The sequence below is a fragment of the Pseudomonas citronellolis genome, assembly GCF_900112375.1.
Classification (GTDB): domain Bacteria; phylum Pseudomonadota; class Gammaproteobacteria; order Pseudomonadales; family Pseudomonadaceae; genus Pseudomonas; species Pseudomonas citronellolis.
Map to the genome: position 1 here is coordinate 24,778 of NZ_FOLS01000002.1, position 25,062 is coordinate 49,839.

The following is a 25,062-nucleotide window of genomic DNA, read 5'->3' on the forward strand; positions in this document are numbered from 1 at the left end:
GCACGACATTCAGCAGAATTTTCCCCGCCTACTACGCTCAAAGAAAGGGGAGGCCGCTGGCACGGGGGCTTTCGCGGCACCGGGATGGGTGCCGGTCGTCACGTCGGCGGAGACCACTTACTCAGGCTTTCGCAAGCATGGGCAGGTCGTGATATGGCGCATACGGAGCATACCGGTCAACTGCATTCTCAACCGGGCGTGCCGGAGCCTGGCTTTTCCCCGAAAAAACCCAGCCACCACCGCTTCCTGCTGCTGTTCCTGTTCGTCCTGCCACTGCTGGCAGCGATGGGCGCGGCGCTGCTCTACGAGGCGCATACCTCCAAGCTGCAGGCCCGCGAGCTGGCGCGCCTGGCCGGCGAGCTGACCTGGCAGGTCGGCGCCGGTTCCAGCGACCAGGTGGTCTACCCGAAGGACGGCCCCTTCGACCGCCGCCTGGGCTACCTGCAACTGCCGGACTTCCTGCAACGCCTGCACGACCGCGACTTCGTCACCCTCGACCAGGCGCGCTTCTCCCCTGCCCTGCTGCAATACGCCGGCTACGGCATGTTCCCGCCCTACGCCGAGAAGGCCCAGGCCGGCGTCGACATCAGCGACTGCCGCGGCCTGCCGATCTACAACTTCCGCTACCCGCAGCGGCTCTACGCCAGCTACGACGCCATCGCCCCGCTGATCGTGCAGAGCCTGCTGTACATCGAGAACCGCGACCTGCTCGACGCCAGCCGCCCCTACCTCAACCCGGCCATCGACTGGAGCCGCTTCACCCAGGCCGCCGTGGCCCAGGCCGGGCGCCTGGTCGGCATGGGCAACCACGCCCCCGGCGGCAGCACCCTGGCCACGCAGATCGAGAAGTACCGGCATTCAGTGGACGGCCGCACCAACTCCATCCGCGACAAGCTGCGGCAGATGGCCTCGGCCAGCGTGCGCGCCTACCAGGGCGGCGCCGAGAACCTGCCGGCGCGGCGCAACGTGGTGCTCACCTACCTCAACTCGGTGCCGCTCTCGGCGCAGCCGGGCTACGGCGAGGTCAGCGGCCTGCCCGACGGCCTGTGGATCTGGTACGGCGCCGACTACCAGCAGGTCAACCGCCTGCTCTCCGCCCCCGTCGGCCAGGACGCCGAACTCGAGGCCCAGGGCCGGGCGCTGCGCCAGGTGGTGTCGCTGATGATCGCCCACCGCCGCCCGTCCTATTACCTGGCGCGCGGGCGCAAGCCGCTGGGCGAGCTGACCGACAGCTACCTGCGCCTGCTGGCCCAGGCCGGGGTGATCGAAGCGCCGCTGCGCGATGCCGCCCTGGCCCAGCGCCTGGAGTTCCGCGACCCACAGAACCAGCCGACGGTGCAGCCGCTGGAGCCGAACAAGGGCGTGAGCCTGGCCCGCACCCGCCTGGCGGGCATGCTCAACGTGCCGCTGTATGACCTGGACCGCCTCGACCTGACCTTCAGCACCACCCTGCAGGACGAGCTGCAGAACAAGGTCAGCACCTACCTCAAGCAACTGGCCGACGCGGACTTCGCCGCGCAGATCGGCCTGTTCGGCGAGCACCTGCTGTCCAAGGACAAGACCGCCGACGTGCGCTACAGCTTCGTGCTGTTCGAACGCACCGCCGACGGCAACCGCGTGCGCGTGCAGACCGACAGCACCGACCAGCCCTTCGACATCAACGAGGGCAGCAAGCTGGAGCTGGGCTCCACCGCCAAGCTGCGGGTGCTGTCCAACTACCTGGAGCGCATCGCCGACCAGTACCGCGCCTACAACGGCAAGCCCGCCGCCGAGCTGCGCAAGGTGCCGATGGAGCCGCTGGACTTCATCAGCCGCTGGTCCATCGACTACCTGATCGCCAACCCCAACGCCGACCTCTCGGCCATGCTCGCCGCGGCCATGCAGCGCAAGTACTCGGCCAGCCCCTACGAGAGCTTCTTCACCGGCGGCGGCGTGCACACCTTCTCCAACTTCCGCCGGGAGGACAACGGGCGCATCCCCACCCTGCTCGAAGCGCTGCGCGAATCCATCAACCTGCCCTTCGTGCGCCTGCTGCGCGACCTGGTGCGCCACGACATGTACCAGAAGGACGGCAACAAGCTGACCGTGCTGCAGGACGACAAGGACCCGCGCCGCCAGCTGTACCTGGACCGCTTCGTCGACCAGGAGAGCCGCGTCTACCTGCTGCGCTTCTGGCAGAAGTACCGCGGGCAGAACGCCGACGAGCGCCTGGACACCTTCCTCGACGGCCTGCGCCCGTGGCCGGTGCGCCTGGCGGCGATCCACCGCTACCTGCAGCCCCAGGCCGACCAGGCGACCTTCGCCGCCTTCCTCCAGGACCGCCTGAAGCAGAGCCACTACACCGGCGAGAAGCTCACCGACAAGCGCATCGCCGACCTCTACACCCGCTACGGCCCCGGCGCCTTCGACCTCAACGACCAGGGCTACGTGGCCCGCGTGCACCCGCTGGAGCTGTGGCTGCTGGGCTACCTGCAACGCCAGCCCCAGGCCAGCTTCGCCGACGCGGTGGCCGCCAGCAACGCCGAGCGCAAGCAGGTCTACGGCTGGCTGTACAAGTCGCGCTACAAGGCTGCCCGCGACAAGCGCATCCGCATCATGCTGGAGGTGGAGGCCTTCCTCGACATCCACCAGCAGTGGAAACAGCTGGGCTACCCGTTCGACCACCTGGTGCCCTCGCTGGCCACCGCCCTGGGCAGCTCCGGCGACCGCCCGGCGGCGCTGGCCGAGCTGATGGGCATCATCCTCAACGACGGCATCCGCCTGCCCACCCTGCGCATCGACAGCCTGCACTTCGCCGCCGGCACGCCCTATGAGGTGAGCCTGGCGCCGCAGGCCAACGTCGGCACCCGGGTGATGACCTCGGAGGTGGCCAGCACCCTGCGCGACTCGCTGTCCCAGGTGGTCGACCAGGGCACCGCGCGGCGCCTGTCCGGCAGCTTCCGCCGCGACGACGGCAGCGCGCTGGTGATGGGCGGCAAGACCGGCACCGGCGACAACCGCATCGAAAGCTTCACCCGCAGCGGGGCGGTGAAGAGCTCGCGCTCGCTGAACCGCACCGCGACCTTCGTGTTCTACCTCGGCCCGCGGCACTTCGGCACCCTCACCGCCTACGTGGCCGGCAGCGCGTCGAGCAATTTCAAGTTCACCTCGGCGCTGCCGGTGCAGGTGCTCAAGGGCATGGCGCCGATGCTGCAGCACTACCTGGAGCCGGGCACCGAGTGCCACGCGCCCCAGGACACCCTGCGGGTGAGCTGGCTATGAGGCCGCGCGCCGCCGCGGCCTGAACCCGGGAAAGGCCAGGGAAGCACGGCGCCAAGGGTTCGGCGCCGGGAGGTCCGGCCGGCCGTCAGCATGACCTGGCGCGGCGCCCCTTGCCGCGCGGGTCAGGAGCCGGAGGGCACCGCCATGCCGCGCCGCCACGGAAACCTCAGGGACCAGGAACAGGCGTTGCTGCGCCAGCGCCGCGCCCAGGCCGGCATCGACGTGCCGAGCGACTTCAGCTGGGGCCTGGCCCTCTCCGGCGGCGGCGTGCGCAGCGCCACCTTCAACTTCGGCCTGCTGCGGGCGCTGGCGAAGAACCACGTGCTCAAGCGCTTCGACTACCTGTCCACGGTGTCCGGCGGCGGCTACGTCGGCGCCATGCTCGGCCGCCTGTACGGCCCCGCCCAGGGCGCCCGCGAGGTGGAGAACGGCCTGGCGGCGGACGACTCGCTGCTGCTCTGGTGGCTGCGCAACAACGGCCGCTACCTGGCCCCGGCCGGCGGCCGCGACCTGCTGATGGCCGGCGCCTCGATGCTCCGTGGCTTCATGGCCACCCAACTGGAGATCGGCATCCTGCTGCTGTGCATCGGCATGTTCACGGTGCTGCCCCACGTGCTGCTGGCGCTGCTGGGCACGCCGCCGGTGTTCCTCGGCAACCTCTGGTCGCTGTGGTTCCTCGCCGTGCCGCTGTTGCTGCTGGCCGCCGGCGCGCTGTGCTGGGCCTACTGGTTCAGCCGCGACCGCCAGGACCACGCCCTGCGCGACCTGCTCTCGGTGCTGCTGGCCCTGCTCGCCGCCCTCGCCCTGGCGGTGCAGAGCCTGTGGCCGCAGTTGCAGAGCGACATCGAACTGGGCCCGCGGCTGCTGGCCTACGCCGTTCTGGTCGGCGCCCTGCTGATCGCCCCGCTGGGCTGGCTGCTGCGCCTGCCGCTGCGCGCCTGCCCGCCGGAACAGCAGCGCCTGCGCCTGACCCACTGGCTGGGCTGGGTGCTGCTGGGCGGCGCCGGGGTGCTGCTGCTGGGCGTCTGCGAGGCGGCCACCTGGCACTTGGTCGTGCGCCTGCGCGAGAGCGGCAACTTCACCCTGGTTTCCTCCGGCGTGCTGGGCTCCACGGGCCTTGCCGTGGTGCTGCTGCGCGCCCTGCTGCCGACGCTGCTGGAGCGCCTGCGCCAGCAGGGCCTGCCGAGCGCCTACGGCAGCCAGCTGGCCAACCTGCTGGGCCTGGCCCTGCTGGCATTCCTGCTGCTGGCCTGGCTGACGCTGCTGCAGGCCTTCCTCTACCTGGGCGGCAACCTGCTCAGCCCCGGCGCCGCCATGCAGCCCTGGCTGCCGCTGCTGTACTGGGCCCTGGTGCTGGCCGCGCTGGGCTTCTACATCGGCATCAGCGGCGCCAACCTCACCCAGCTGAACCTCGCCTCGCTGCACTACTTCTACCGCTCGCGCCTGGCCCGCACCTACGTCGCGGTGGCCAACCACGGCGGGCCCGAGGCGCGCTTCCCGGCCTCGCTGCTGGTGCCGGCCGAGCGCCGGCTGATCGAAGGCATCGAGTCGCTGCGGGAGATACTGCCCGGCGACGACGTGGCCCTGGCCGACTACCAGCCGCACACCTACGGCGGGCCGCTGCACCTGATCAACTGCTGCATCAACCAGACCCTCGACGACCGCACCCACAGCTACAACGCCGACCGCAAGGGCGTCGCCCTGACCGTCAGCGCCCTGGGCGTGGAGACCGGCACCCACGGCCCGCGGCCGCCCCAGGGCATGGAGCGCAGCAGCCTGGCGCAATGGGCGACCATCTCCGGCGCCGCGCTGAGCACCGGCATGGGCTCGCGCACCAGCGCCGGGCTGGCCGCGCTGGTGTTCATGACCGGCCTGCGCCTGGGCTTCTGGCTGCCCAACCCGACGCGCGCCGCCGAGACCGGCTGGCGCGCGCGCCTGGCCAAGTACCTGGCCACCCGCGCCGAGATGCTCGCCCAGTTCCCCGGCCTGCGCGCGCCCTTCTGGTACCTGTCCGACGGCGGCCACTTCGACAACAGCGGCGTCTACGCCCTGCTCAAGCGCGAGGTCGACCTGATCATCGCCAGCGACTGCGGCGCCGACCCGCGCTACCTGTTCGAGGACCTGGAGAACCTGGTGCGCAAGGCCAAGATCGACTACGACGCCGACATCGAGTTCATCGACCCGGACAGCCTGGCGCGGGTCTCCGCCGGCGACGCCCGCGCCCTGCTGTTCGGCACCCCGGAATCCATCTCGCCGGATTGCGGCCGCGAATACCTGCTGCTGGCGCGCATCACCTACGCCAGCCACAGGCGCGGCACCCTGCTGGTGGTCAAGCCGCACCGCTGCGATTCGCCGCTGCTGGAGCTGCCCTTCGACCTGGTGGGCTACGCCGACCGCAACCCGGCCTTCCCGCAGCAGGGCACCGACGACCAGTTCTTCGACGAAAGCCAGTGGGAGGCCTATCACCAACTGGGCCTGGCGCTGGGTTCGGTGCTCAGCCGCGACTTCCTCCAGCGCCTGCCGGGCTGGACCGACCTGGCCAGCATCGTGACCCTCACCGCGGTCGGCCAGCCGGCCCCGGCCAACGGCCCGAACCGCCGCCAGCGCATCGCCCAGAACGTGCGCACCACCCTCGGCGTGGGCCTCTCCGCCAGCCTGGTGGTGGCGCTCTGGCAGGGCCTGGAGCAGTACCGCGGCAGCATTGCCGACAGCGATTCGAAGTACGCCAGCCAGTTGGAGGCCATCGCCGATCTCTATGCCAAGGGCAACAAGGTCAGCGACGCCCTGCGCACGCGCATCGGCCACCTGGAGAACTTCGCCAGCCGCAACGGCCTGTCGGTGGAGTTCGCCAGCGACATGCGTACCCTGTTCGAGCGCGCCAGCACGGCCTGCGCCAGCGGCGCCGAGTCGGCCGACTGCGATTACCTGCGCCAGCTCACCAGCGACCCGCACCCCAACAGCCCGGTGCAGCAATACTGGTTCGGCTTCACCCCGCTGCCGGAAGACAACCCGGCGCTGGCCAGCGCCCCGCCGCCCCCTCCGCCACCGCCAGCCGCGGCGCCGGCATCACCGCCTGTCAGCGCCGAGATGGTGCCACCGCCCGCCGTCACGGCCAACGCCGCGCCCGCGCCCGCAGCAGAGCCGGTGGCCAACCCCTGCATGCGCGAAGGCAGGCGGCCGGTGGTGCTCTACACGCAGATCTACTCGGCCGACGAACAGCGCCCGGCGCGGGACTTCCTCAAGCTGCTGGAAGGCAGCGGGATCAGCACCCCGGGCATCGAGAACGTGGTCAGCGCCGCCGCCCGCCGCGGCTCGCCGCCGCCATTGCCCTGGCCGCGGCCGACCTTCATCTACCACGCCCGCCGCGACGGCGAATGCGCCCGCTGGCTGGCCCACAAGTTCAGCGACAAAGCCGTGGCCCTGCCGCTGGCGGCGAGCCTGCAGGCCTCGCCCGGGGTCATCGAGTTCTGGCTGCCGGCGCAGGCGAAGCCCAATTGAGGTGGCGCCGGGGCGCTCTTCGTAGGATCGAGGGGGACGCCTAGTTCTTGCTCGCGAACAGACGCGGTGCCATGCGATTCGCGAGCAAGCTCGCTCCTACGGGAAGCCATGCGCACCGGTATTGTCCGCGATAACCGGACGCCCCGGCGCGATTCGCGGATGAGATCCGCTCCTACGCCACGCCATTCCCCTGTAGGAGCGCGCCCTGCGCGCGAATCGCGGGCAGGGCCCGCTCCTACAGGTTGCCGGGAGGCACGGTATTCCTCCCCCCGTAGGAGCGGACCTTGTCCGCGATAGCCGGACGCCCCGGCGCGATTCGCGGATAAGATCCGCTCCTACGCCGCCCCACCCACGCCATTCCCCTGTAGGAGCGCGCCCTGAGCGCGATTTCGCGGGCAGGGTCCACTCCTACAGGGTTACCGGGAGGCACGGTATTCCTCCCCCCGTAGGAGCGGACCTTGTCCGCGATAGCCGGACGCCCCGGCGCGATTCGCGGATGAGATCCGCTCCTACTCCGCGCCACCCGCGCCATTCCCCTGTAGGAGCGCGCCCTGCGCGCGATTTCGCGGGCAGGGCCCGCTCCTACAGGTTGCCGGGGCCCCACCGGCCACGTCGGACTATCCGCTCACCCCTTCCCACGCACCATCTGCACGTAGAGCTTCTCCACCTGCTCCCGCGCCCAGGGCGTGCGGCGCAGGAAGGTCAGGCTGGACTTGATGCTGGGCTCGCTCTTGAAGCAGCGGATGTCGATGCGCTTGGCCAATCCCTCCCAGCCGTACTGCTCCAGCAGGCGTTCGAGGATGGTCTGCAGGGTCATGCCGTGCAGTGGGTCCTTGGGTTTCTCGCTCATGGTCGGGCTTCGTCGTCGGTACGTATGTGCGCGCACCTTAGCAGCAAGCCGCCAGGCGCGCAGCCCAGGCGCAGACAGGCGCCCGGAGCGCGGCGTAGAATGGCCGCCGCGACCGCCGCAGCCCCCATACCAACAACGATTCCTCTTCGCCCGCCCGCACCCGGCCCTTTGCCGCCGGTGCCCCGCGCGTGGCCGGGGGACTCGGCCTGAGCCCCACCCTCACTCAGGATTCCCATGCACACCGCGCAAGACACCCGCACCGGCAGTTGGCTGAACGTCATCGCCCTGGCCATCGCCGCCTTCATCTTCAACACCACCGAGTTCGTCCCGGTGGGCCTACTCAGCGACATCGGCCGCAGCTTCGACATGCGCCCGGAACAGGCCGGGCTGATGCTCACCCTGTACGCCTGGGTGGTGTCGCTCACCTCGCTGCCGCTGATGCTGGCCACGCGCAACATGGAGCGGCGGCGCCTGCTGGTGACGATCTTCTGCCTGTTCATCGGCAGCCACCTGCTCTCCGGCGTCGCCTGGAGCTTCACCACGCTGATGCTCAGCCGCTTCGGCATCGCCTTCGCCCATGCGGTGTTCTGGTCGATCACCGCGTCCCTGGCGGTGCGCGTGGCGCCGCCGGGCCAGCAGGCGAAGGCCCTCGGCCTGCTGGCCACCGGCACCATCCTGGCGATGGTCCTGGGCATTCCCCTGGGCCGCGTGCTCGGCGAGGCCATGGGCTGGCGCGCGACCTTCCTGGCCATCGCCGGCGTCTCGCTGGTGGTGGTGCTCTGGCTGGCCCGCGCGCTGCCGCTGCTGCCCAGCCAGAACTCCGGCTCGCTGCGCAGCCTGCCGCTGTTGCTGCGGCGCCCGGCGCTGGTGGCGCTGTACGTGCTCACCGTGCTGGTGATCACCGCGCAGTTCACCGCCTACAGCTACATCGAGCCCTTCGCCCGCGAGGTGGCCAGGCTGGACAGCCAGCGCACCACCCTGCTGCTCCTGCTGTTCGGCGGCGCCGGGCTGTTCGGCTCGATCCTCTTCAGCCGCTACAGCGAACGCTTTCCGCGCGGCTTCCCGTGCCTGACCATCGCCGTGCTCGGCAGTTGCCTGCTGCTGCTCCTGCCGCTGGCCCACGAGCCCCTGGCGCTGCTCGGCCTGAGCCTGTTCTGGGGCGCCGCCATCCTCTGCTTCGGCCTGGCCCTGCAGGCCAAGGTGCTGCAACTGGCCCACGACGCCACCGACGTGGCCATGGCCATGTTCTCCGGGCTGTACAACGTCGGCATCGGCGGCGGCGCGCTGCTGGGCAGCCGGGTGGTCGGCGGCATCGGCCTGGCGCAGATCGGCAACGTCGGCGGCGCCCTGGCCATGGCCGGCCTGGCGCTGTGCCTGTTCGCCTGCTGGCGCTATGCCGAGGCGCTGCGCAACGGGCACAAATGAAAAAGGCCGCGGCCCCTTGCGGGACCGCGGCCTTGGGTACAGCCCGGCGAATCAGCGACCGGCGGCGGGTGCCGAAGCCGGCAGGTGGGCCTCGCCGTACTCCGCCTCGGCTTCGTCGAAGCGCTGCTGCATGGCCTTGGACGGGGCCGGGCCGAGTAGGCTGAAGGCCACGATGGCGATGCTGGAGAACAGGAAGCCGGGGATGATCTCGTACAGGCCGAGCCAGCCGAACTGCTTCCAGACGATCACGGTCACCGCGCCGACCAGCATGCCGGCCAGGGCGCCGTTGCGGTTCATGCGCTTCCACAGCACCGAGAACAGCACCAGCGGGCCGAAGGCGGCGCCGAAGCCGGCCCAGGCGTAGGACACCAGGCCCAGCACGCGGTTTTCCGGGTTGGCCGCCAGGGCGATGGCGATCAGCGCCACCAGCAGCACCATGGCACGGCCGACCCAGACCAGCTCGAGCTGGCTGGCGTTCTTGCGCAGGAAGGCCTTGTAGAAGTCTTCGGTCAGCGCCGAGGAGCACACCAGCAGCTGGCAGCTCAGGGTGCTCATCACCGCGGCGAGGATGGCCGACAGCAGCACGCCGGCGATCCACGGGTTGAACAGGATCTTCGCCAGCTCGATGAACACCCGCTCATGGTTCTCGGTGACCGCGCCGGCCTGCTCCGGGTTGGCCTGGAAGTAGGCGATGCCGAAGAAGCCCACGGCCACGGCGCCGCCCAGGCAGAGGATCATCCAGGTCATGGAGATGCGGCGCGCGGCCGGGATCGACTTGACCGAGTCGGCGGCCATGAAGCGCGCCAGGATGTGCGGCTGGCCGAAGTAGCCCAGGCCCCAGGCCATCAGCGAGATCACGCCGATGAAGGAAGCGCCCTTGAGCATGTCGAAGTTGGCCGCGTCCTTCAGCTCGATGGCGGCGAAGGTCGGTTCCACGCCACCGGTGGCGAACAGTACGATGATCGGGGTGAGGATCAGCGCGAAGATCATCAGCGAGGCCTGCACGGTGTCGGTCCAGCTCACCGCCAGGAAGCCGCCGACGAAGGTGTAGGCGATGGTCGCGGCGGCGCCGGCCCACAGCGCGGTCTCATAGGACATGCCGAAGGTGCTTTCGAACAGGCGGGCGCCGGCGACGATGCCCGAGGCGCAGTAGATGGTGAAGAACACCAGGATCACCACCGCCGAGAGCACGCGCAGGATGCGGCTGTTGTCCTCGAAGCGGTTGGTGAAGTAGTCGGGGAGCGTCAGCGCGTTGCCGTTGTGCTCGGTGTGCACGCGCAGGCGGCCGGCGACGAACAGCCAGTTCAGGTAGGCGCCGACGATCAGGCCGATGGCGATCCAGCTTTCGGAGATGCCGGAGAGGTAGATCGCCCCCGGCAGGCCCATCAGCAACCAGCCGCTCATGTCCGAGGCGCCGGCCGACAGGGCCGTGACGAAGCTGCCGAGGCTGCGGCCGCCGAGGATGTAGTCGGAGAAGTTGTTGGTGGAACGGTAGGCGGCGAGTCCGATCAGGACCATGGCCGCGATGTAGATCACGAACGTGACCAGTGTTGGCGTGTTGACGCTCATGGGGGCTCCCCTGAAGCTTGTTTTTATCCAGGCCCGGAGGGTAGCCCGGGCCCTTGCTCGTCGGGGCCGGCGCGGTTGGCGTCGGTCCCCCTGCCGTGCCCTTCGGCACGGCGGGGCGGCAGCGGCCCTGCGCAAGCTCCGCTACCACCCCTGTCGCCACCCGGCGCGGTTGCACCACGCGGGCGGCTGATTCTTCGGCGCCCCCTCACCAGTCCCGGGGCAGCCGTCGCCACATTGCCCGGCGCACGTCCGGGGACGCGCGAGGGTGGCGGATTCTAGCGCAGGGAAAAGCCCTTGGCGCGACGAATCGCCGAACGGTTGCACTCAAGGTGCAACCCCGACGGGCGACTGGCGGAATCTAGTGGCACCCTGCCCCGGCATTCTTGCGAAAAGCTCTGGACTTCTTGCGAAAAACTCCAGGAAGCCCGCCCTTCGCAGCCAGCGGCTAGCACTTTCGGATCTGAAAGCACTTGATTTTCAAACCACAGGGAATGTTATGTTATAACAACATAACTCAAGGCCGCCCCACCGAGCGGCCCGCCAAGCCCCTGCCTAGAGCCTTCGCGCAGCCCGGATCGCCACGGGAGGGGCGCGTTCTGCCCGAAAAAACCAAGGAGCCCCACGATGTCCCCGTCCCGCCCCCTGCCCCGCTGGCCACTCGCGCCGCTGACCCTCGCGTTGTTCGCCGTTCCCGCGCTCGCCGACACCCGCCCCGCCGAGCTGCAGCCCCAGGTGATCACCGCCAACCCGCTGGGTGAGGTGCAACCCGCCGCGCCCAGCAGCGTGCTGCAGGGCGACGACCTGACGCTGCGCCAGAAAGGCAGCCTGGGCGAGACCCTCGACGGCCTGCCGGGGGTGTCCTCCACCTGGTTCGGCCCCGGCGCCAGCCGGCCGATCATCCGCGGCATGGACGGCGACCGCATCCGCCTGCTGCGCAACGGTGTGGGCGCGCTGGATGCCTCGTCGCTGTCCTACGACCACGCGGTGCCGGAAGACCCCAACGTGGTCGAGCGCATCGAAGTGGTCCGCGGCCCGGCCGCCCTGCTCTATGGCGGCAACGCCATCGGCGGGGTGGTCAACAGCTTCGACGACCGCATCCCCAGCGAGCCGGTGGACGGCGTGCACGGCCGCGGCGAGCTGCGCTACGGCGGCGCCGACACCACCCGCAGCGCCGCCGGTGCAGTGGAAGCCGGCGACGGCAACTTCGCCCTGCACCTGGACGCCGGTTCCCGCGAGTTCAACGACCTGCGCATCCCCGGCTACGCCCATTCCCGCGCCCAGCGCGCGATCGACGGCGACGACTCCAGGCACCGCGTCGAGAACAGCGACGGCCGCCAAGACAGCGGCGCCATCGGCGGCAGTTACCACTGGGACCACGGCTACGCCGGGCTCTCCTACAGCGGCTACGACAGCAACTACGGCTCCCCCGCCGAGGACGACGTGCGCCTGAAGATGCAGCAGGACCGCTACGCCTTCGCCTCGGAGATCCGCGACCTCGAAGGCCCGTTCAGCTCGGTGAAGCTGGACGCCGCCTACACCGAGTACCAGCACAAGGAGATCGAGGACGGCGAGACCGGCACCACCTTCAAGAACGACGGCTACGAGGCGCGCATCGAGGCCCGCCACAAGCCGCTGGGCCCGCTGCAAGGCGTGGTCGGCGCGCAGGTGGCCAACAGCCGCTTCTCGGCCCTGGGCGAAGAGGCCTTCGTGCCGCACACCGAAACCGACAGCGCGGCGCTGTTCTTCCTGGAGAACTGGCAGGCCAGCGAGCGCCTGGCGCTGAGCTTCGGCGGCCGCGTCGAACACAGCCGCATCGACCCCGACGCCAAGGACAATGAGCGCTTCGCCGAGAACGACGGCAGCCGCAGCTTCACCGCCGGCAGCCTGTCCTCCGGCGCGGTGTACCAGCTGACGCCGATCTGGGCGCTGGCCGCCACCCTCAGCTACACCGAACGCGCGCCGACCTTCTACGAGCTGTACGCCAACGGCCCCCACGCAGCCACCGGCACCTACGAAGTGGGCGATGCCGACGCGGACAAGGAAAAGGCGGTCTCCACCGACCTGGCCCTGCGCTTCGACAACGGCATCCACAAGGGCAGCGTCGGCGTGTTCTACAGCCGCTTCTCCAACTACATCGGCCTGCTCGCCAGCGGCCGCTACCGCGACGAGGAAGGCGAGGTGGTCGCCGCCGACAGCGACGAGGCCCTGCCGGAATACCTCTACAGCGGCGTGCGCGCGGAGTTCTACGGCGTCGAGGCGCAGGACCGCATCCACCTGCTGGAAAGCCCCTACGGCAACTTCGACCTGGAACTGTCCGGCGACTACACCCGGGCGAAGAACCGCGACACCGGCCAGCCGCTGCCACGCATCGCCCCGCTGCGCCTGAACAGCGCGCTGATCTGGGAACTGCAGCAATGGCAGGCGCGCCTGGAAGTGGAACACGCCGCCTCGCAGCACCGCGTGCCGGACGAGGAACTCTCCACCGACGGCTACACCACCCTGGGCGCCAGCGTCGGCTACAGGTTCGACATGGGCGGCAGCCAGTGGCTGGCCTTCGTCAAGGGCGAGAACCTGACCAACCAGACGGTGCGCTACGCCAGCTCCATCCTGCGCGACAGCGTGCCGGCGGCGGGACGCGGCATCGAGGCGGGGGTGAAGGTGGCGTTCTGATGGGGTGCGGTAGGGGTGCTCTGCGTAGGATGGGTTGAGCGAAGCGATACCCATCGCCGGCCCTGCCGGCGCAATCGCGGATGAATCCGCTCCTACAAGGGAATGCCGTGCCCCACCGCGAACTGTAGGAGCGGGCCCTGCCCGCGATAGGGCTGCTCGGCGCGCACAGATGGTTCGGCGTCATCCTGAACCATTGGTTCGCGAGCAAGCTCGCTCCTACGAAAAGCCGCACAGCTTGCCCGCGAACCAACTGCTCTGTGTAGGAGCGAGCTTGCTCGCGAACCGCCGCAAAAACAGAAGGCCCCGGTTCCTCGCGAAACCAGGGCCTTCGTTCAGGCGCAAAACCGCGCCGTTACTGCCGCATCCCCCGCCCGCTCACCAGCAGGCGGATGCAGAAGAAGTACAGGATCACCGTCGCCACCAGCATGAAGATCAGCGCCGTGCCGATCTGGATGTCCGACACCCCGAGGATGCCGTAGCGGAAGGCGTTGACCATGTGCAGGATGGGGTTGGCCAGCGACACCGTCTGCCAGAACTCCGGCAGCATGTGGATGGAGTAGAACACCCCGCCCAGGTAGGTCAGCGGCGTCAGCACGAAGGTCGGGATGATCGAGATGTCGTCGAAGTTGCGCGCGTACACCGCGTTGACGAAGCCGCCCATGGAGAAGATGGTGGCCGTCAGCACCACCACCAGCACGGTGATACCCAGGTGGTGCACCTGCAGCTTGGTGAAGAACAGCGACAGCGCCGTGACGATGACGCCCACCGCCAGCCCGCGCAACACACCGCCCACGGTGTAGCCGAGGAGGATGGTGTGCGGCGACACCGGCGACACCAGCAGCTCCTCGATGGAGCGCTGGAACTTGCTGCCGAAGAAGCTCGACACCACGTTGCCGTAGGCGTTGGTGATCACCGACATCATGATCAGCCCCGGCACTATGTACTGCATGTAGCTGAAGCCGCCCATGCCGCCGATCTGCCGGCCGATCAGGTTGCCGAAGATGACGAAGTACAGAACCATGGTGATCGCCGGGGGCAGCAGGGTCTGCGGCCAGATGCGGGTGAAGCGGCGGACTTCGCGATAGACGATGGTGCTCAGGGCCACCCAGTTGGCGCGCAGCTCGCTCATACCGCCACCTTCGACAGGTTCTTCTCGACCAGCGACACGAACAGCTCCTCCAGACGGTTGGTCTTGTTGCGCAGGCTCAGCACCTCGATGCTCTGCCCGTTGAGCGCGGCGAACAGGCCGTTGATGCCGGCCGCCTTGTCCACCTGCACCTCCAGGGTGTGGTCGTCCAGCAGCCGCGCCGGGTAGCCGGGCAGTTGCGGGAGCTGGGCCACGGCGCCCTTGAGGTCGAGCACGAAGGTCTCCACGTGCAGCTGGGTCAGCAGCTTGCGCATGCTGGTGTTCTCGACGATGGTGCCGTGGTCGATGATCGCGATATTGCGGCAGAGCTGCTCGGCCTCCTCCAGGTAGTGGGTGGTGAGGATGATGCTGATGCCCTGCTGGTTCAGTTCGGTGAGGAAGTTCCACATCGAGCGGCGCAGCTCGATGTCCACCCCGGCGGTGGGTTCGTCGAGGATCAGCAGGCGCGGCTCGTGGATCAGCGCGCGGGCGATCATCAGCCGGCGCTTCATGCCGCCGGAGAGCTCGCGCGAGGCCGAGTTGCGCTTGTCCCACAGGCCCAGCTGGTTGAGGTACTTCTCGGCGCGCTCCTTGGCGATCTTCGCCGGAATGCCGTAGTAGCCGGCCTGGGTCACGACGATGTCGAAGACCTTCTCGAACTGGTTGAAGTTGAACTCCTGGGGCACCACGCCCAGGCAGCGCTTGACCTTCAGCGGCTCGCGGTCGAGGTCGTGGCCGAACACCGTGACCGTGCCGCTGGTCTTGTTCACCAGGGTCGAGAGGATGCCGATGGTGGTGGACTTGCCGGCGCCGTTGGGGCCGAGCAGGGCGAAGAAATCGCCCTCGGCGACGTCCAGATCGATGCCCTTGAGGGCCTGGAAACCGTTGCCGTAGGTTTTCGTCAGTTGACGGAGGGTAAGCGCGGAACTCATGGAATTTCCCGTGGCTGGGCGGCGCGTGAAAATGGAACAGCTAGATAAGGGCCGGCGCCGGCAATTGCAACCTTCGCCGGCGTCGCGGTCGGCTCAGGTCAGCGCGGTCATCACCGCCGCACGGTAGGCCGGGCGCTCGCGCAGGCGGGCGTACCAGGCTTCCAGGTGCGGCATCGGCGGGCGCTGGATGGGCATCTCGAACCAGGCATAGATGAAGCTGCCCAGGGGGATGTCGCCCATGCCGAAGCGCTCGCCGGACAAGTATGGCTGGCGCGCCAGGGCCTGCTCGGGCACCGCCAGGGCCGTCACGCAGACCTCGATGCCGGCGTCGATGGCGGCCTGGTCGCGCTGCTCCGGCGGGGTGCGCAGGGTACCCCAGAACACCGTGCGGAAGGGCCCGGCGAAGGTCGAGGTGGTCCAGTCCATCCACTTCTCGGAGCTGGCGCGCTGCTGCAGGTCCTGCGGGTAGAGGCTGTCGGGCGCGTACTTCGCCGCCAGGTAGCGGACGATGGCGTTGGATTCCCAGAGCACGAAGTCGCCGTCCTCGAGGGTCGGCACCACGCCATTGGGGTTGAGCGTGCGGTAGGCCGGCTCGTTCACCACGCCGAAGGCGCCGCCGGCGTCGATGCGCTGGTAGGCCACCCCGGCCTCCTCGGCGCACCACAGCGCCTTGCGCACGTTGGAGGAATTCTTGCGGCCCCAGATTTTCAGCATGGCGTGCAGCCTCTTCTTGTTTGGCGGGTGAGCGCGGCCGCGGCAGGTCGACCGGTGAATGCGAGCACCCTACCGGTCGGCGCGGCAAGAAGAAAGGCGTGCGGACTGATGATGACTATCGATTGCCTTCATGCTTCGGCGCTTCGGCCTGCATGTCGCCGGACAGCGGCGTGGCGCCGGCGTCGAACAGGTGCGGGTAGCAGGCGCGCAGATGGCCGAAGAACAGGTCTTCGGGGACGTCGGCGAACCGGCCGTGGTCGCACAGGTACTCCATGTGCCGCCGGCCGTCCTGGTCGAATTCGTGGAAGACGCTGTCCTCGCGCCCGTCGAACTCCAGCGGCAGCACGCCGAAGGCCTCACACAGCTCGCGGTTGAAGGCCGGCGTGGCCTTGACCCAGCGGCCGTCGAGGAACAGCTCGGTGTAGCCGTGCATGGCGAACACCTCGCTGCGCAGCATCTCCACCATGCGCCCGCTGGCCAGGTGGTTCTTCACGTCGGCCAGGCCGATGCGCGCGGGGATGCCGCAATGCCGGGCGCAGGCCGCCAGCAGCGCGGCCTTGGGCACGCAGTAGGACTGCCCGGCCTGCAGCGCGTGGCTGGCCTTGAGCGTCTGCGCATCGAGGCTGAACACGTAGGGGTTGTAGCGGATGCCGTCGCGCACCGCGTAGTACAGCGCCACCGCCTGCTCGCGCGGCTGCGGCGAGGCGCCACGGTGCCGTTGGGCGAACTCGACCACTGCGGGGTGGTCACTATCCAGGTAGCGGCCGGGTTCGAGGTAAGCCTGCATGGGGGAATCTCCTTCACGGTTCCGGCCAGTCTAAACAGCCCGTCCGCACGCCGTGGAGGACGATCCGGCCAAGCTCGCCGAGGAAGGCGCCAACACCCGGCTAAGCTGTGAGGGATCGCCCCGTCGTTCGTCATGGAGGAAAGTGCATGTTGTTGCTCTGGTTGATCGTTCTCGTGCTCGGCGTCGCCTGGCTGGCCCACCGGCGCGTGGCGCCGGCTCCGGCGCTGGGGATAGTCGCCGTCTATCTCATCTTCATGGGCCTGTTCAGCCGCGCCCACGGCTGGATGATCCTGCTCTGGCTGCCCTGGCTGGCGGTGGCCGCCGCCCTGGCCCTGCCCGATCTGCGCCGCAAGCTGTTCAGCGGCCCGCTGTACGCCTGGTTCAAGCAGGTGCTGCCGCCGATGTCCGACACCGAGCGCGAGGCCATCGAGGCCGGCACCGTGTGGTGGGACGGCGACCTGTTCAGCGGCCGCCCGGACTGGAGTAAGCTGCTGGGCGCCCCGGCGCCGCAGTTGAGCGAGGAGGAACAGGCCTTCATCGACGGCCCCACCGAGCAACTCTGCGCCATGGTCGACGACTGGGACATCTCCCGGCGCATGGACCTGCCGCCCGAGGCCTGGGCCTTCATCAAGGAACAGGGCTTCTTCGGCCTGATCATCCCCAGGGAGTATGGCGGCAAGGGCTTCTCCGCCTTCGCCCACTCCCAGGTGGTGATGAAGCTGGCCAGCCGCAGCGGCGACCTGGCCTCCACCGTGATGGTGCCCAACTCCCTGGGCCCGGCCGAGCTGCTGCTGCACTACGGCACCGACGAGCAGCGCCAGCGCTACCTGCCGGGCCTGGCGCGCGGCGAGGAAATCCCCTGCTTCGGCCTGACCAGCCCGCAGGCCGGCTCCGACGCTGGCGGCATGACCGACATCGGCATCGTCTGCAAGGGCCAGTGGCAGGGCGAGGAAGTGCTCGGCCTGCGCCTGACCTGGGAGAAGCGCTACATCACCCTGGGCCCGGTGGCCACCCTGCTCGGCCTGGCCTTCAAGTGCCACGACCCGGACCACCTGCTGGGCGGCGAGGAAGACCTGGGCATCACCCTGGCCCTGGTGCCCACCGACACCCCCGGGGTGGAGATCGGCCGGCGCCACGTGCCCCTGGGCGCGGCCTTCATGAACGGGCCGAACTCGGGCAAGGACGTGTTCCTGCCGCTGGACTGCATCATCGGCGGCCAGGCCATGATCGGCAAAGGCTGGATGATGCTGATGAACTGCCTGTCGGTGGGCCGCTCCATCTCCCTGCCGGCGGTGGGCACCAGCGCGGCCAAGGGCTGCAGCTACAGCAGCGGGCGCTACGCGCAGATCCGCGAGCAGTTCAACGTGCCCATCGGCGCCTTCGAGGGCATCCAGGAAGCCCTCGGGCGCATCGGCGGCAACGCCTGGATGATGGACTGCGCGCGCATCCTCACCGCCCACGCGGTGGACCTGGGCGAGAAGCCCTCGGTGCTCTCGGCCATCCTCAAGTACCACCTGACCGAGCGTGGCCGCGAATGCATCAGCCACGCCATGGACATCCACGGCGGCAAGGGCATCATCCTCGGCCCGCGCAACTACCTGGGCCGCGCCTGGCAGACGGCGCCGATCTTCATCACCGTGGAAGGCGCCAACATCCTCTCGCGCAACCTGATGATCTTCGGCCAGGGCGCCATCCGCTGCCATCCCTTCGTGCTCAAGGAGATGGCCCTGGCCCAGCAGGAAGACCAGGGCCACGCCGCCCACGAGTTCGACCGCCTGCTGCTGCGGCACATCGGCTTCGCGGTGAGCAACGCCGCCAGCAGCCTGCTGCTGGGCCTGGGCTTCGGCCGCTTCGACCACGTGCCCGGCGACCGCCTGACGCGCCCCTACTTCCGCGCGGTGAACCGCCTGGCAGCCAGCTTCGCCATGCTCGCCGACTTCAGCATGATGCTGCTGGGCGGCGAACTGAAGCGCAAGGAACGCCTCTCGGCGCGCCTGGGCGATGCCCTGAGCCACCTCTACCTGGCCTCGGCGGCGCTCAAGCGCTACCACGACCTGAACCACGCCGAGTACCTGCAACCGCTGCTGCGCTGGGCCCTGGAAGAAAACCTGGCGAAGACCGAAGAGGCCCTGGCCGCCCTGCTGGAGAACTTCCCCAACCGCTGCGTCGGCTGCCTGCTCAAGCTCCTGGTGTTCCCCCTGGGCCGCCGCCACAAGGGCCCGAGCGACGCGCTGGACGCGGAGATCGCCGGCATCCTCGGCCGCCCGCTGGACGACCCGGCGCTGCAGGCGATCCTCTACGGCGCCTTCCTGCCCACAGCGCAAGACGACCCGCTGGCCGACCTGGAGCGCGCCCTCACCGCCCTGCGCGAAGTCGCGCCCTTGCAGAAACAGCTGCACAAGGCGCTCAAGGAAGGCAAGGTGCGTCCGGCGCCCGGCCAGTCGCCGATCGACGCCGCGGTGGCCGCGCGGGTGCTGGACGAGGACCAGGGCCAGCAGCTGCACGCTGCGGAAAAGGCCCGGCGCCAGGTGATCGACGTCGACGACTTCGCCAAGGAGGAACTCGGCCAGCCCGGCAAGGTCTGACCACCCAGAACCCTTCCCTACCCCATGAAGGGAGCAGTACGCCAAGGGCGCCGACACGGCGCCCTTGGCGTTTTCGCCCCGGGGGCTGCCAGTGCCGGCGGATGGGTGCACACTGGCAGGCAAAGGCAACCGGGAGAACGCCCATGCGCATCCTGCCCATCCTTCTCGTCGGCCTGGCCCTGGCGACCACGGCCCAGGCCGACTCCTGGCTCTACCCGAGCCGCAACAGCCCACCACCGGCGCCGCTGGTCGACCTGGACCCGCAACAGCAGCAGATCGACAACCTGCAGCGCCAGGCCGAACAGCGCCGCGCGCAGCAGCAGGACCAGCGCCTGCAATACGAGGACCAGCGCCTGCAGCTCAAGCAGCAACAGCTCAAGGACCAGCAGCAGTCCCTGGACCGCCAGCGCCAGCAACAGCGCCTGCAGGACCAGACCATCGAGCGCCAGCGCACCGACCTGCAGCAGTTCCGCCTGCAGCAGCAACAGCAGCAGCTCGACATGCAGCGGCGGATGATCGACAACCAGCGCCGGCAGACGCAGTCGCGGCCGCTCCGTTGAATGGCGCAGCGCGGCGGGGCCGGTGAAACCCCTATATACTCCGCCCCCGTTTCAGCCGTTTCCGCAGAGGAGCCCACCATGGCCAGCGCCTACCTTGACCACCACCTCGCCCTGCTGCAGCACCTGCGCATGATCCTCGGCGCCCTGGGCGAAGCCGAGCAGGTCCCGGAGGAGAACCACGGCCTGTTCCTCGAACGCTTCGACGAACTGCTGCAGGAACTGCCGCGCGACCCGGTGGGCGCCCAGTACCTGGGCCAGGACCTGATTTCCCAGACCTTCCACCGCTACCCGCAGATCGCCCACCTGGTGCCGCGCGACCTGCTGTGGTTCTTCGGCGGCGACTGCCTGCACTTCATGCCCGACGAAGAGATCGACCTGTACCAGCAACTGGACGAACGCCGCTTCGCCGCCGAGGAAAACGGCGAGCCCTTCGACTGGAACAAGGAAAAGGCTTTGCTGGCGTTGCCGGGAGATGCGCCGAAGCATTAAGAGCACCCTCACCCCAGCCCTCTCCCGCAAGCGGGAGAGGGGGCTGTCCTGAGCGGCGTTGAACTCAAGCGTCGTCCTCACACCTCGTCATTCCCGCGGACAGCGCTTGCGCTGGTCCGAGCAACTGTCTTACAGGCCGCGCCGAGGTGCTCGCTCCTACAGGGGCAACCGTGGTTTCAGGATCATGCGGCGTTGAACTCAAGCGTCGTCCTCACACCTCGTCATTCCCGCGTACAGCGCTTGCGCTGGCCCTAGCGACTGTCTTACAGACCGCGCCGAGGTGCTCTTCGTAGGAGCGAGCTTGCTCGCGAATGAGCCCCCGCAGCGGAGTCTGTTCGCGAGCAAGCTCGCTCCTACAGGGGCAACCGTGGTTTCAGGATCATGCGGCGTTTTCAGTCGGCTCGGGACAGCCCCCTCTCCCTTCAGGGAGAGGGTTGGGGAGAGGGCGCCCCCTCGATCCTACGAAAAGCCCCGCAAGACAGTCACCCCTCCTCCGGCACCCGTATCCGGTGGCAATCCTTGATCTCCCGCAGCGCCAGGGTCGACTGGATCGACGCGATGCCCGGCTGTTTGCGCAGCACCTTCTCGACGAATTCCGCATAAGCGTCCAGGTCCTTCTCCAGCACCTGCAGAAGGAAGTCCGCATCGCCGGTGATCTTGTGGCAGGCCAACACCTCCGGCAGGTCGCGCACGGTCGCCTCGAAGCGGTCCGAGGCGTCGTCGGAGTGGGCGGCGAAGCGCACGTGGACGAAGGCCAGGATGTCCAGGCCCAGGCGCCGGCGGTCGAGGTTGGCCTGGTAGTCGCGGATGTAGCCCTCCTCCTCCAGGCGCTTGCGCCGCCGCCAGCAGGGCGTGACGCTCAGCGCCAGGCGCTCGCTCAGTTCGGCGTTGGACAGGCTGGCGTCGTCCTGCAACAGGCGCAGCATCGCCAGGTCGGTGGCATCCAGATCGGCCACGCTGGAATTTCTTTTCTTCATTCCTCTTACCCTGAGTCTGTCTTTGCGCAGAAGCCTAGCCCATGCAGTCAGAAAGCACAGTTATTCCCGGCCAGCGGCATAGACTGACCCCAGGCGCCCGATGAACGCGCGGCGCTCCCACTCAGGAGGATGGCAGCATGACCCGTTATCTGGATGTGCAGGACGTTGGCCGACTGCTCGGCGAAATCGGCCCGGGCGCGGCGATCCGCGCGATGGCCGGCTACATCGAGGCCGACTACCGACGCTGGGATGAATTCACCAAGTGCGCCCGCGTCGCCAACCACTCCGCCCTCGGCGTGATCGAACTGATGCCCGCCGACGACGGCAAGCTGTATGCCTTCAAGTACGTCAACGGCCACCCGAAGAACCATCGCGTCGACCTGCCCACGGTAATGGCCTTCGGCGTGCTGGCCACGGTGGACACCGGCTACCCGCTGCTGCTCGGCGAACTGACGCTGACCACCGCCGTGCGCACCGCCGCCACCTCGGCGCTGTTCGCCGGCTGCCTGGCCCGCCCCGATGCCCGAAGCATGGCGCTGATCGGCAACGGCGCGCAGAGCGAGTTCCAGGCCATCGCCTTCCACGAGCTGCTGGGTATCGAGGAAATCCGCCTGTTCGACATCGACCCGGCGGCCACCGCCAAGCTGCAGCGCAACCTCGCCGGTCTCCCCGGCCTGAAATTGGTGGTCGCCAGCTCGGTGCGTGAAGCGGTGCGCGGCGCCGACATCGTCACCACGGTCACCGCCGACAAGACCAACGCCATCATCCTCAGCGCCGACATGCTCGAACCGGGCATGCACATCAACGCCGTGGGCGGCGACTGCCCGGGCAAGACCGAGCTGCAGGCCGAAGTGCTGGAGCGCGCGCGGGTGATAGTCGAGTTCGAACCGCAGACCCGCGTCGAGGGCGACATCCAGCAGATGCCGGCGGATTTCCCGGTGATCGAGTTCCAACGCATCCTCGCCGGCGCCGCCGAGGGCCGGCAGAACGCCGAGCAGATCACCGTATTCGACTCGGTGGGCTTCGCCCTGGAAGACTTCTCCGCCCTGCGCTGGCTGCACGACGCGGCGCGCGAGCGCGGCATCGGCCGCGACATCGAACTGGTGCCGCGGCCGCAGGACCCGAAGGACCTGTTCGGCCTGGTCCGGCAGCCCCAGGGCCAGGCGCTGCGTGCTGTGCGCTGAGCCTGGCGCGCCAGGGCAAGGGCTGGCTCACTCCAGCACGCTGAACTCGATGCGCTGGTTGCGCGCCCTGCCCGCCTCGGTGGCGTTGCTGAAGAGCGGCTGGCTGCGCCCGTAGCCCTTGGCCTGCAGACGGTCGGGCGCCACGCCCAGTTCCACCAGGCGCGCCACCACGGCCTCGGCCCGAACGCGGGAGGCCTGCTGGCTGCTTTGCGAATCGTCGCTGTCGTCGGTGTGTCCGCCCACTTCCACGAGGGTGCCCGGCGGCGCCTGGCGGATGGCTTCGGCGGCTTCGGCCAACACCTCGTCGCTGTCGCGGCTGATGGTGCTCGAGCGGTTGTCGAAGCGAATCCCCAACTGGGTCAGGGCATCGGCCAGTTGCCGAGCGCCGGAGCCCGGCGGCAGGCCGTTGAGGGCGGCCAGGGTGCGGTTCCACAGCCCCAGGAATTCGAAGCCGCCGAAGGTCTCGCGCAATTTCTGCGACAGCTCGATGCGCTGCCCCTGGCTCAGCGCGGTGGAATCCATGCGGATGCGCTCGCCGTTGAAGCCCAGCTTGAGCCCCTCGACCTTCAGTTCCGGCAGCAGCTCCAGCAGGCCGTCGAGCCAGGCAGCGGGGCTGGTTTGCCGCTTGACCAGGATGTCGCCCCGCAGGCGCTCCGCGCCGAAGACCTCCTTCAGCCGCCCCAGCAGCGCCGCGCGCTCGTCGATGCTGGTGAGCTGGCCATTGATGCGGACCTTGCCCTCGCGCAGTTCGAGCATGAAGCGCGGCGCCTCCACCACCGGGCTGGCCTCGGGCTGCGGGACCACCTCCACGGCTGCCGCCACCCGCGCCTGGGCCACGGGCGTGGACGAGCAATGGCGAAACGACAGCACCATGGTGAGCAACGACAGCACCAGCAGCGCGCCCAGCCAGGGCGCCAGCCCCCGCTTCGCACCCGGCCGCGGCCCAGCCGGCTCGCTGATCGCCTCCGGCCGCAGCGCCGGCAACAATTCGGCGGTGTCGGCCATCAGCACCGTCAGCCCCTCGGCCCCGGCCTGCGCCGCGCCACCGGCAGCGTCGAGTCCGGCCAGCAGCTCCGGCAGGCAGGCGGCGACCGCCTCTTCCAGCCCCTCGTCGGACAGCCCCAGGTGCCGGGCAAAGCGGCCCAGCGTGCCGGCGTCGAACACCTGCTCCAGCTGGGCGCGGTCGGGCGCCTGCGCATGGGGGCCGCCCTGCAGCCAGGCGCCCAGTCCCTGCCGGCGCAGGTGCTGGACGAAACCGGCCCAGCCGCCGCGCTGCTCGTCGAGCACCAGGTGGGCCAGCAGGCCCAGGAGCTTTCCGGCGTTTTCCGGCGCCAGGCCGAAGCGGCGGACGAGCGTCTCCAGAAGCCGCCCAATGAAATCGTCATACATATGAAGAACTACTCGGAGAATATCCATCGACCCGTGCCAGGCATTGCGGCCACACGGTCCCTGCAATGCTGCCCAGGCGCCGATGCGCGCCGGGGAAGCCGGCGCTATCAGAGCAAATCCCTCCGGCGGACCAAATAAGGGCAATCCGAATTCGCTGCCCGGCGCCGGCATTGCCGGGGGGCGAGGAAACGTCTCACCGGCGCCCGCGCCTGCGCCTTATTCCACCGGCCGGGCAAGCCTTGCCAAGCTGGCCGGAACACTTCGCCAAGGCGCTATCGCAGGACCTCCCCATGCCGCACCTCCCACCGATGACCACCAGCCATGGAGGGCTGCGGCTGCGCTCGGGCAGCATCCTCGCCCTGCTGCTGGTGCTGCTGGCGAGCCTGGCGCCCAGCAGCCAGGGCCAGAGCCAGGGCGGGCAGCGGACGGCGAAGGTCGAGGTGGAAAGCTTCGTGCGCCGGCTGTACGGCGACGAAGGCCCCGGGGCGCTCTCCGGCGATATCGGCGAGGCGCGCGCCCGGCGCTGGCTGAGCCCTGCGCTGGCGCGGGCGCTGAAGGCCTACCGCGCAGCCCGCAATGAAGGCGCGGGGCTGCTGGAGAACGACCCGCTCTGCGTCTGCCGGCGTTCGCCAGGCCTGGAGCTGGAGCAACTGCACGTCAACTTGGCCGGCGAGAGCCGGGCCACGGCCAGGGTGATCCTGGTGCACGAGCAGTGGCGCCGCGGCGTGCTGCTGCGCTTGGTCAGGCGTGGGGGAGCCTGGCGCCTGGACGACCTCGCGCAACCGGCCATGCCCAGCCTGCGCCAGGCGCTGGAGCGAGAAACGCGGGGCAGCGAGCCGGCGCCTGCGGATAAGCGAGGGGACGGAAACGCAAAAAGGCTGCCCTGAGGCAGCCTTTTTGTGTGGATCACCGCGAGGGGCGATCCGGATTGGAGCGGGAAACGAGACTCGAACTCGCGACCCCGACCTTGGCAAGGTCGTGCTCTACCAACTGAGCTATTCCCGCATCAACTTGTTGCAACCTCCAGCTTTCGGCCGGAGGGTAAC

The 25,062-nt window shown here is 69.1% G+C and carries 17 protein-coding genes and 1 tRNA gene; 9 read left to right on the forward strand and 9 right to left on the reverse strand.

Annotated elements, in window-relative coordinates:
- The first annotated feature begins 249 nt into the window (after positions 1–249).
- Positions 250–3,261 carry a transglycosylase domain-containing protein gene (locus tag BM060_RS01910; protein WP_074977316.1) on the forward strand — a complete coding sequence of 1,004 codons (3,012 nt, stop codon included), beginning with the start codon at positions 250–252 and terminating at the stop codon, positions 3,259–3,261.
- 144 nt (positions 3,262–3,405) lie between these two features.
- Positions 3,406–6,759, forward strand: a complete 3,354-nt coding sequence (locus tag BM060_RS01915; protein WP_159458810.1) for a patatin-like phospholipase family protein — start codon at positions 3,406–3,408, stop codon at positions 6,757–6,759.
- A gap of 625 nt (positions 6,760–7,384) precedes the next feature.
- Here BM060_RS01915 and BM060_RS01920 read toward each other — a convergent pair.
- On the reverse strand, positions 7,385–7,609 hold the full coding sequence (locus BM060_RS01920; RefSeq protein WP_043315070.1) for a VF530 family protein: 225 nt from the start codon (positions 7,607–7,609) through the stop codon (positions 7,385–7,387).
- Between the two features lie 234 nt (positions 7,610–7,843).
- On the opposite strand from BM060_RS01920, the gene BM060_RS01925 reads away from it, so the two are divergent.
- Positions 7,844–9,034, forward strand: a complete 1,191-nt coding sequence (locus BM060_RS01925; RefSeq protein ID WP_074976860.1) for a sugar transporter — start codon at positions 7,844–7,846, stop codon at positions 9,032–9,034.
- 51 nt (positions 9,035–9,085) lie between these two features.
- On the opposite strand, the gene putP is transcribed toward BM060_RS01925, so the two are convergent.
- Positions 9,086–10,603, reverse strand: a complete 1,518-nt coding sequence (gene putP / locus BM060_RS01930; RefSeq protein WP_074976863.1) for a sodium/proline symporter PutP — start codon at positions 10,601–10,603, stop codon at positions 9,086–9,088.
- A gap of 624 nt (positions 10,604–11,227) precedes the next feature.
- Between putP and BM060_RS01935 the strand changes: the two genes are divergently transcribed.
- Positions 11,228–13,273 (forward strand): TonB-dependent receptor, encoded by a 2,046-nt coding sequence (locus BM060_RS01935; protein WP_074976865.1) that lies wholly within the window; start codon positions 11,228–11,230, stop codon positions 13,271–13,273.
- A 352-nt stretch (positions 13,274–13,625) separates the two neighbouring features.
- Here BM060_RS01935 and BM060_RS01940 read toward each other — a convergent pair whose 3' ends face one another.
- The 4 genes from BM060_RS01940 to BM060_RS01955 all read right to left on the reverse strand — a co-directional run bounded on the left by BM060_RS01940 (position 13,626) and on the right by BM060_RS01955 (position 16,832).
- Positions 13,626–14,402 carry an ABC transporter permease gene (locus tag BM060_RS01940; RefSeq protein ID WP_074976868.1) on the reverse strand — a complete coding sequence of 259 codons (777 nt, stop codon included), beginning with the start codon at positions 14,400–14,402 and terminating at the stop codon, positions 13,626–13,628.
- A complete protein-coding gene (locus tag BM060_RS01945) occupies positions 14,399–15,331 on the reverse strand; it encodes an ABC transporter ATP-binding protein (RefSeq protein WP_074976870.1) in 933 nt (310 codons plus the stop codon). The genes BM060_RS01940 and BM060_RS01945 overlap by 4 nt, the downstream gene beginning before the upstream one ends.
- Before the next feature lie 93 nt (positions 15,332–15,424).
- Entirely contained in the window at positions 15,425–16,045 is a 621-nt protein-coding gene (locus tag BM060_RS01950) for a glutathione S-transferase family protein (RefSeq protein ID WP_074976872.1), read from the reverse strand.
- Positions 16,046–16,160: 115 nt separating this feature from the next.
- Positions 16,161–16,832 carry a transglutaminase-like domain-containing protein gene (locus BM060_RS01955; protein WP_074976873.1) on the reverse strand — a complete coding sequence of 224 codons (672 nt, stop codon included), beginning with the start codon at positions 16,830–16,832 and terminating at the stop codon, positions 16,161–16,163.
- A 146-nt stretch (positions 16,833–16,978) separates the two neighbouring features.
- Between BM060_RS01955 and BM060_RS01960 the strand changes: the two genes are divergently transcribed.
- The 3 genes from BM060_RS01960 to BM060_RS01970 all read left to right on the forward strand — a co-directional run bounded on the left by BM060_RS01960 (position 16,979) and on the right by BM060_RS01970 (position 20,466).
- Entirely contained in the window at positions 16,979–19,417 is a 2,439-nt protein-coding gene (locus tag BM060_RS01960) for an acyl-CoA dehydrogenase (RefSeq protein ID WP_074976875.1), read from the forward strand.
- Positions 19,418–19,560: 143 nt separating this feature from the next.
- Complete coding sequence (locus tag BM060_RS01965) at positions 19,561–19,977, forward strand: PA2816 family glutamine-rich protein (protein WP_074976877.1); 417 nt, start codon at positions 19,561–19,563, stop codon at positions 19,975–19,977.
- Positions 19,978–20,055: 78 nt separating this feature from the next.
- On the forward strand, positions 20,056–20,466 hold the full coding sequence (locus BM060_RS01970) for a PA2817 family protein (RefSeq protein ID WP_074976880.1): 411 nt from the start codon (positions 20,056–20,058) through the stop codon (positions 20,464–20,466).
- 482 nt (positions 20,467–20,948) lie between these two features.
- On the opposite strand, the gene BM060_RS01975 is transcribed toward BM060_RS01970, so the two are convergent.
- Positions 20,949–21,443, reverse strand: a complete 495-nt coding sequence (locus tag BM060_RS01975; protein WP_061561177.1) for an Lrp/AsnC family transcriptional regulator — start codon at positions 21,441–21,443, stop codon at positions 20,949–20,951.
- Between the two features lie 137 nt (positions 21,444–21,580).
- Between BM060_RS01975 and ocd the strand changes: the two genes are divergently transcribed.
- Positions 21,581–22,627, forward strand: a complete 1,047-nt coding sequence (gene ocd, locus BM060_RS01980; protein ID WP_074976882.1) for an ornithine cyclodeaminase — start codon at positions 21,581–21,583, stop codon at positions 22,625–22,627.
- Positions 22,628–22,654: 27 nt separating this feature from the next.
- Here ocd and BM060_RS01985 read toward each other — a convergent pair whose 3' ends face one another.
- On the reverse strand, positions 22,655–24,016 hold the full coding sequence (locus tag BM060_RS01985) for an OmpA family protein (protein ID WP_074976884.1): 1,362 nt from the start codon (positions 24,014–24,016) through the stop codon (positions 22,655–22,657).
- A gap of 290 nt (positions 24,017–24,306) precedes the next feature.
- Between BM060_RS01985 and BM060_RS01990 the strand changes: the two genes are divergently transcribed.
- Positions 24,307–24,903 (forward strand): hypothetical protein, encoded by a 597-nt coding sequence (locus BM060_RS01990; protein WP_135499915.1) that lies wholly within the window; start codon positions 24,307–24,309, stop codon positions 24,901–24,903.
- Positions 24,904–24,945: 42 nt separating this feature from the next.
- Here the strand turns inward: BM060_RS01990 and BM060_RS01995 are convergent.
- A tRNA-Gly gene (locus BM060_RS01995) sits at positions 24,946–25,021 on the reverse strand.
- Positions 25,022–25,062 lie beyond the last annotated feature (41 nt).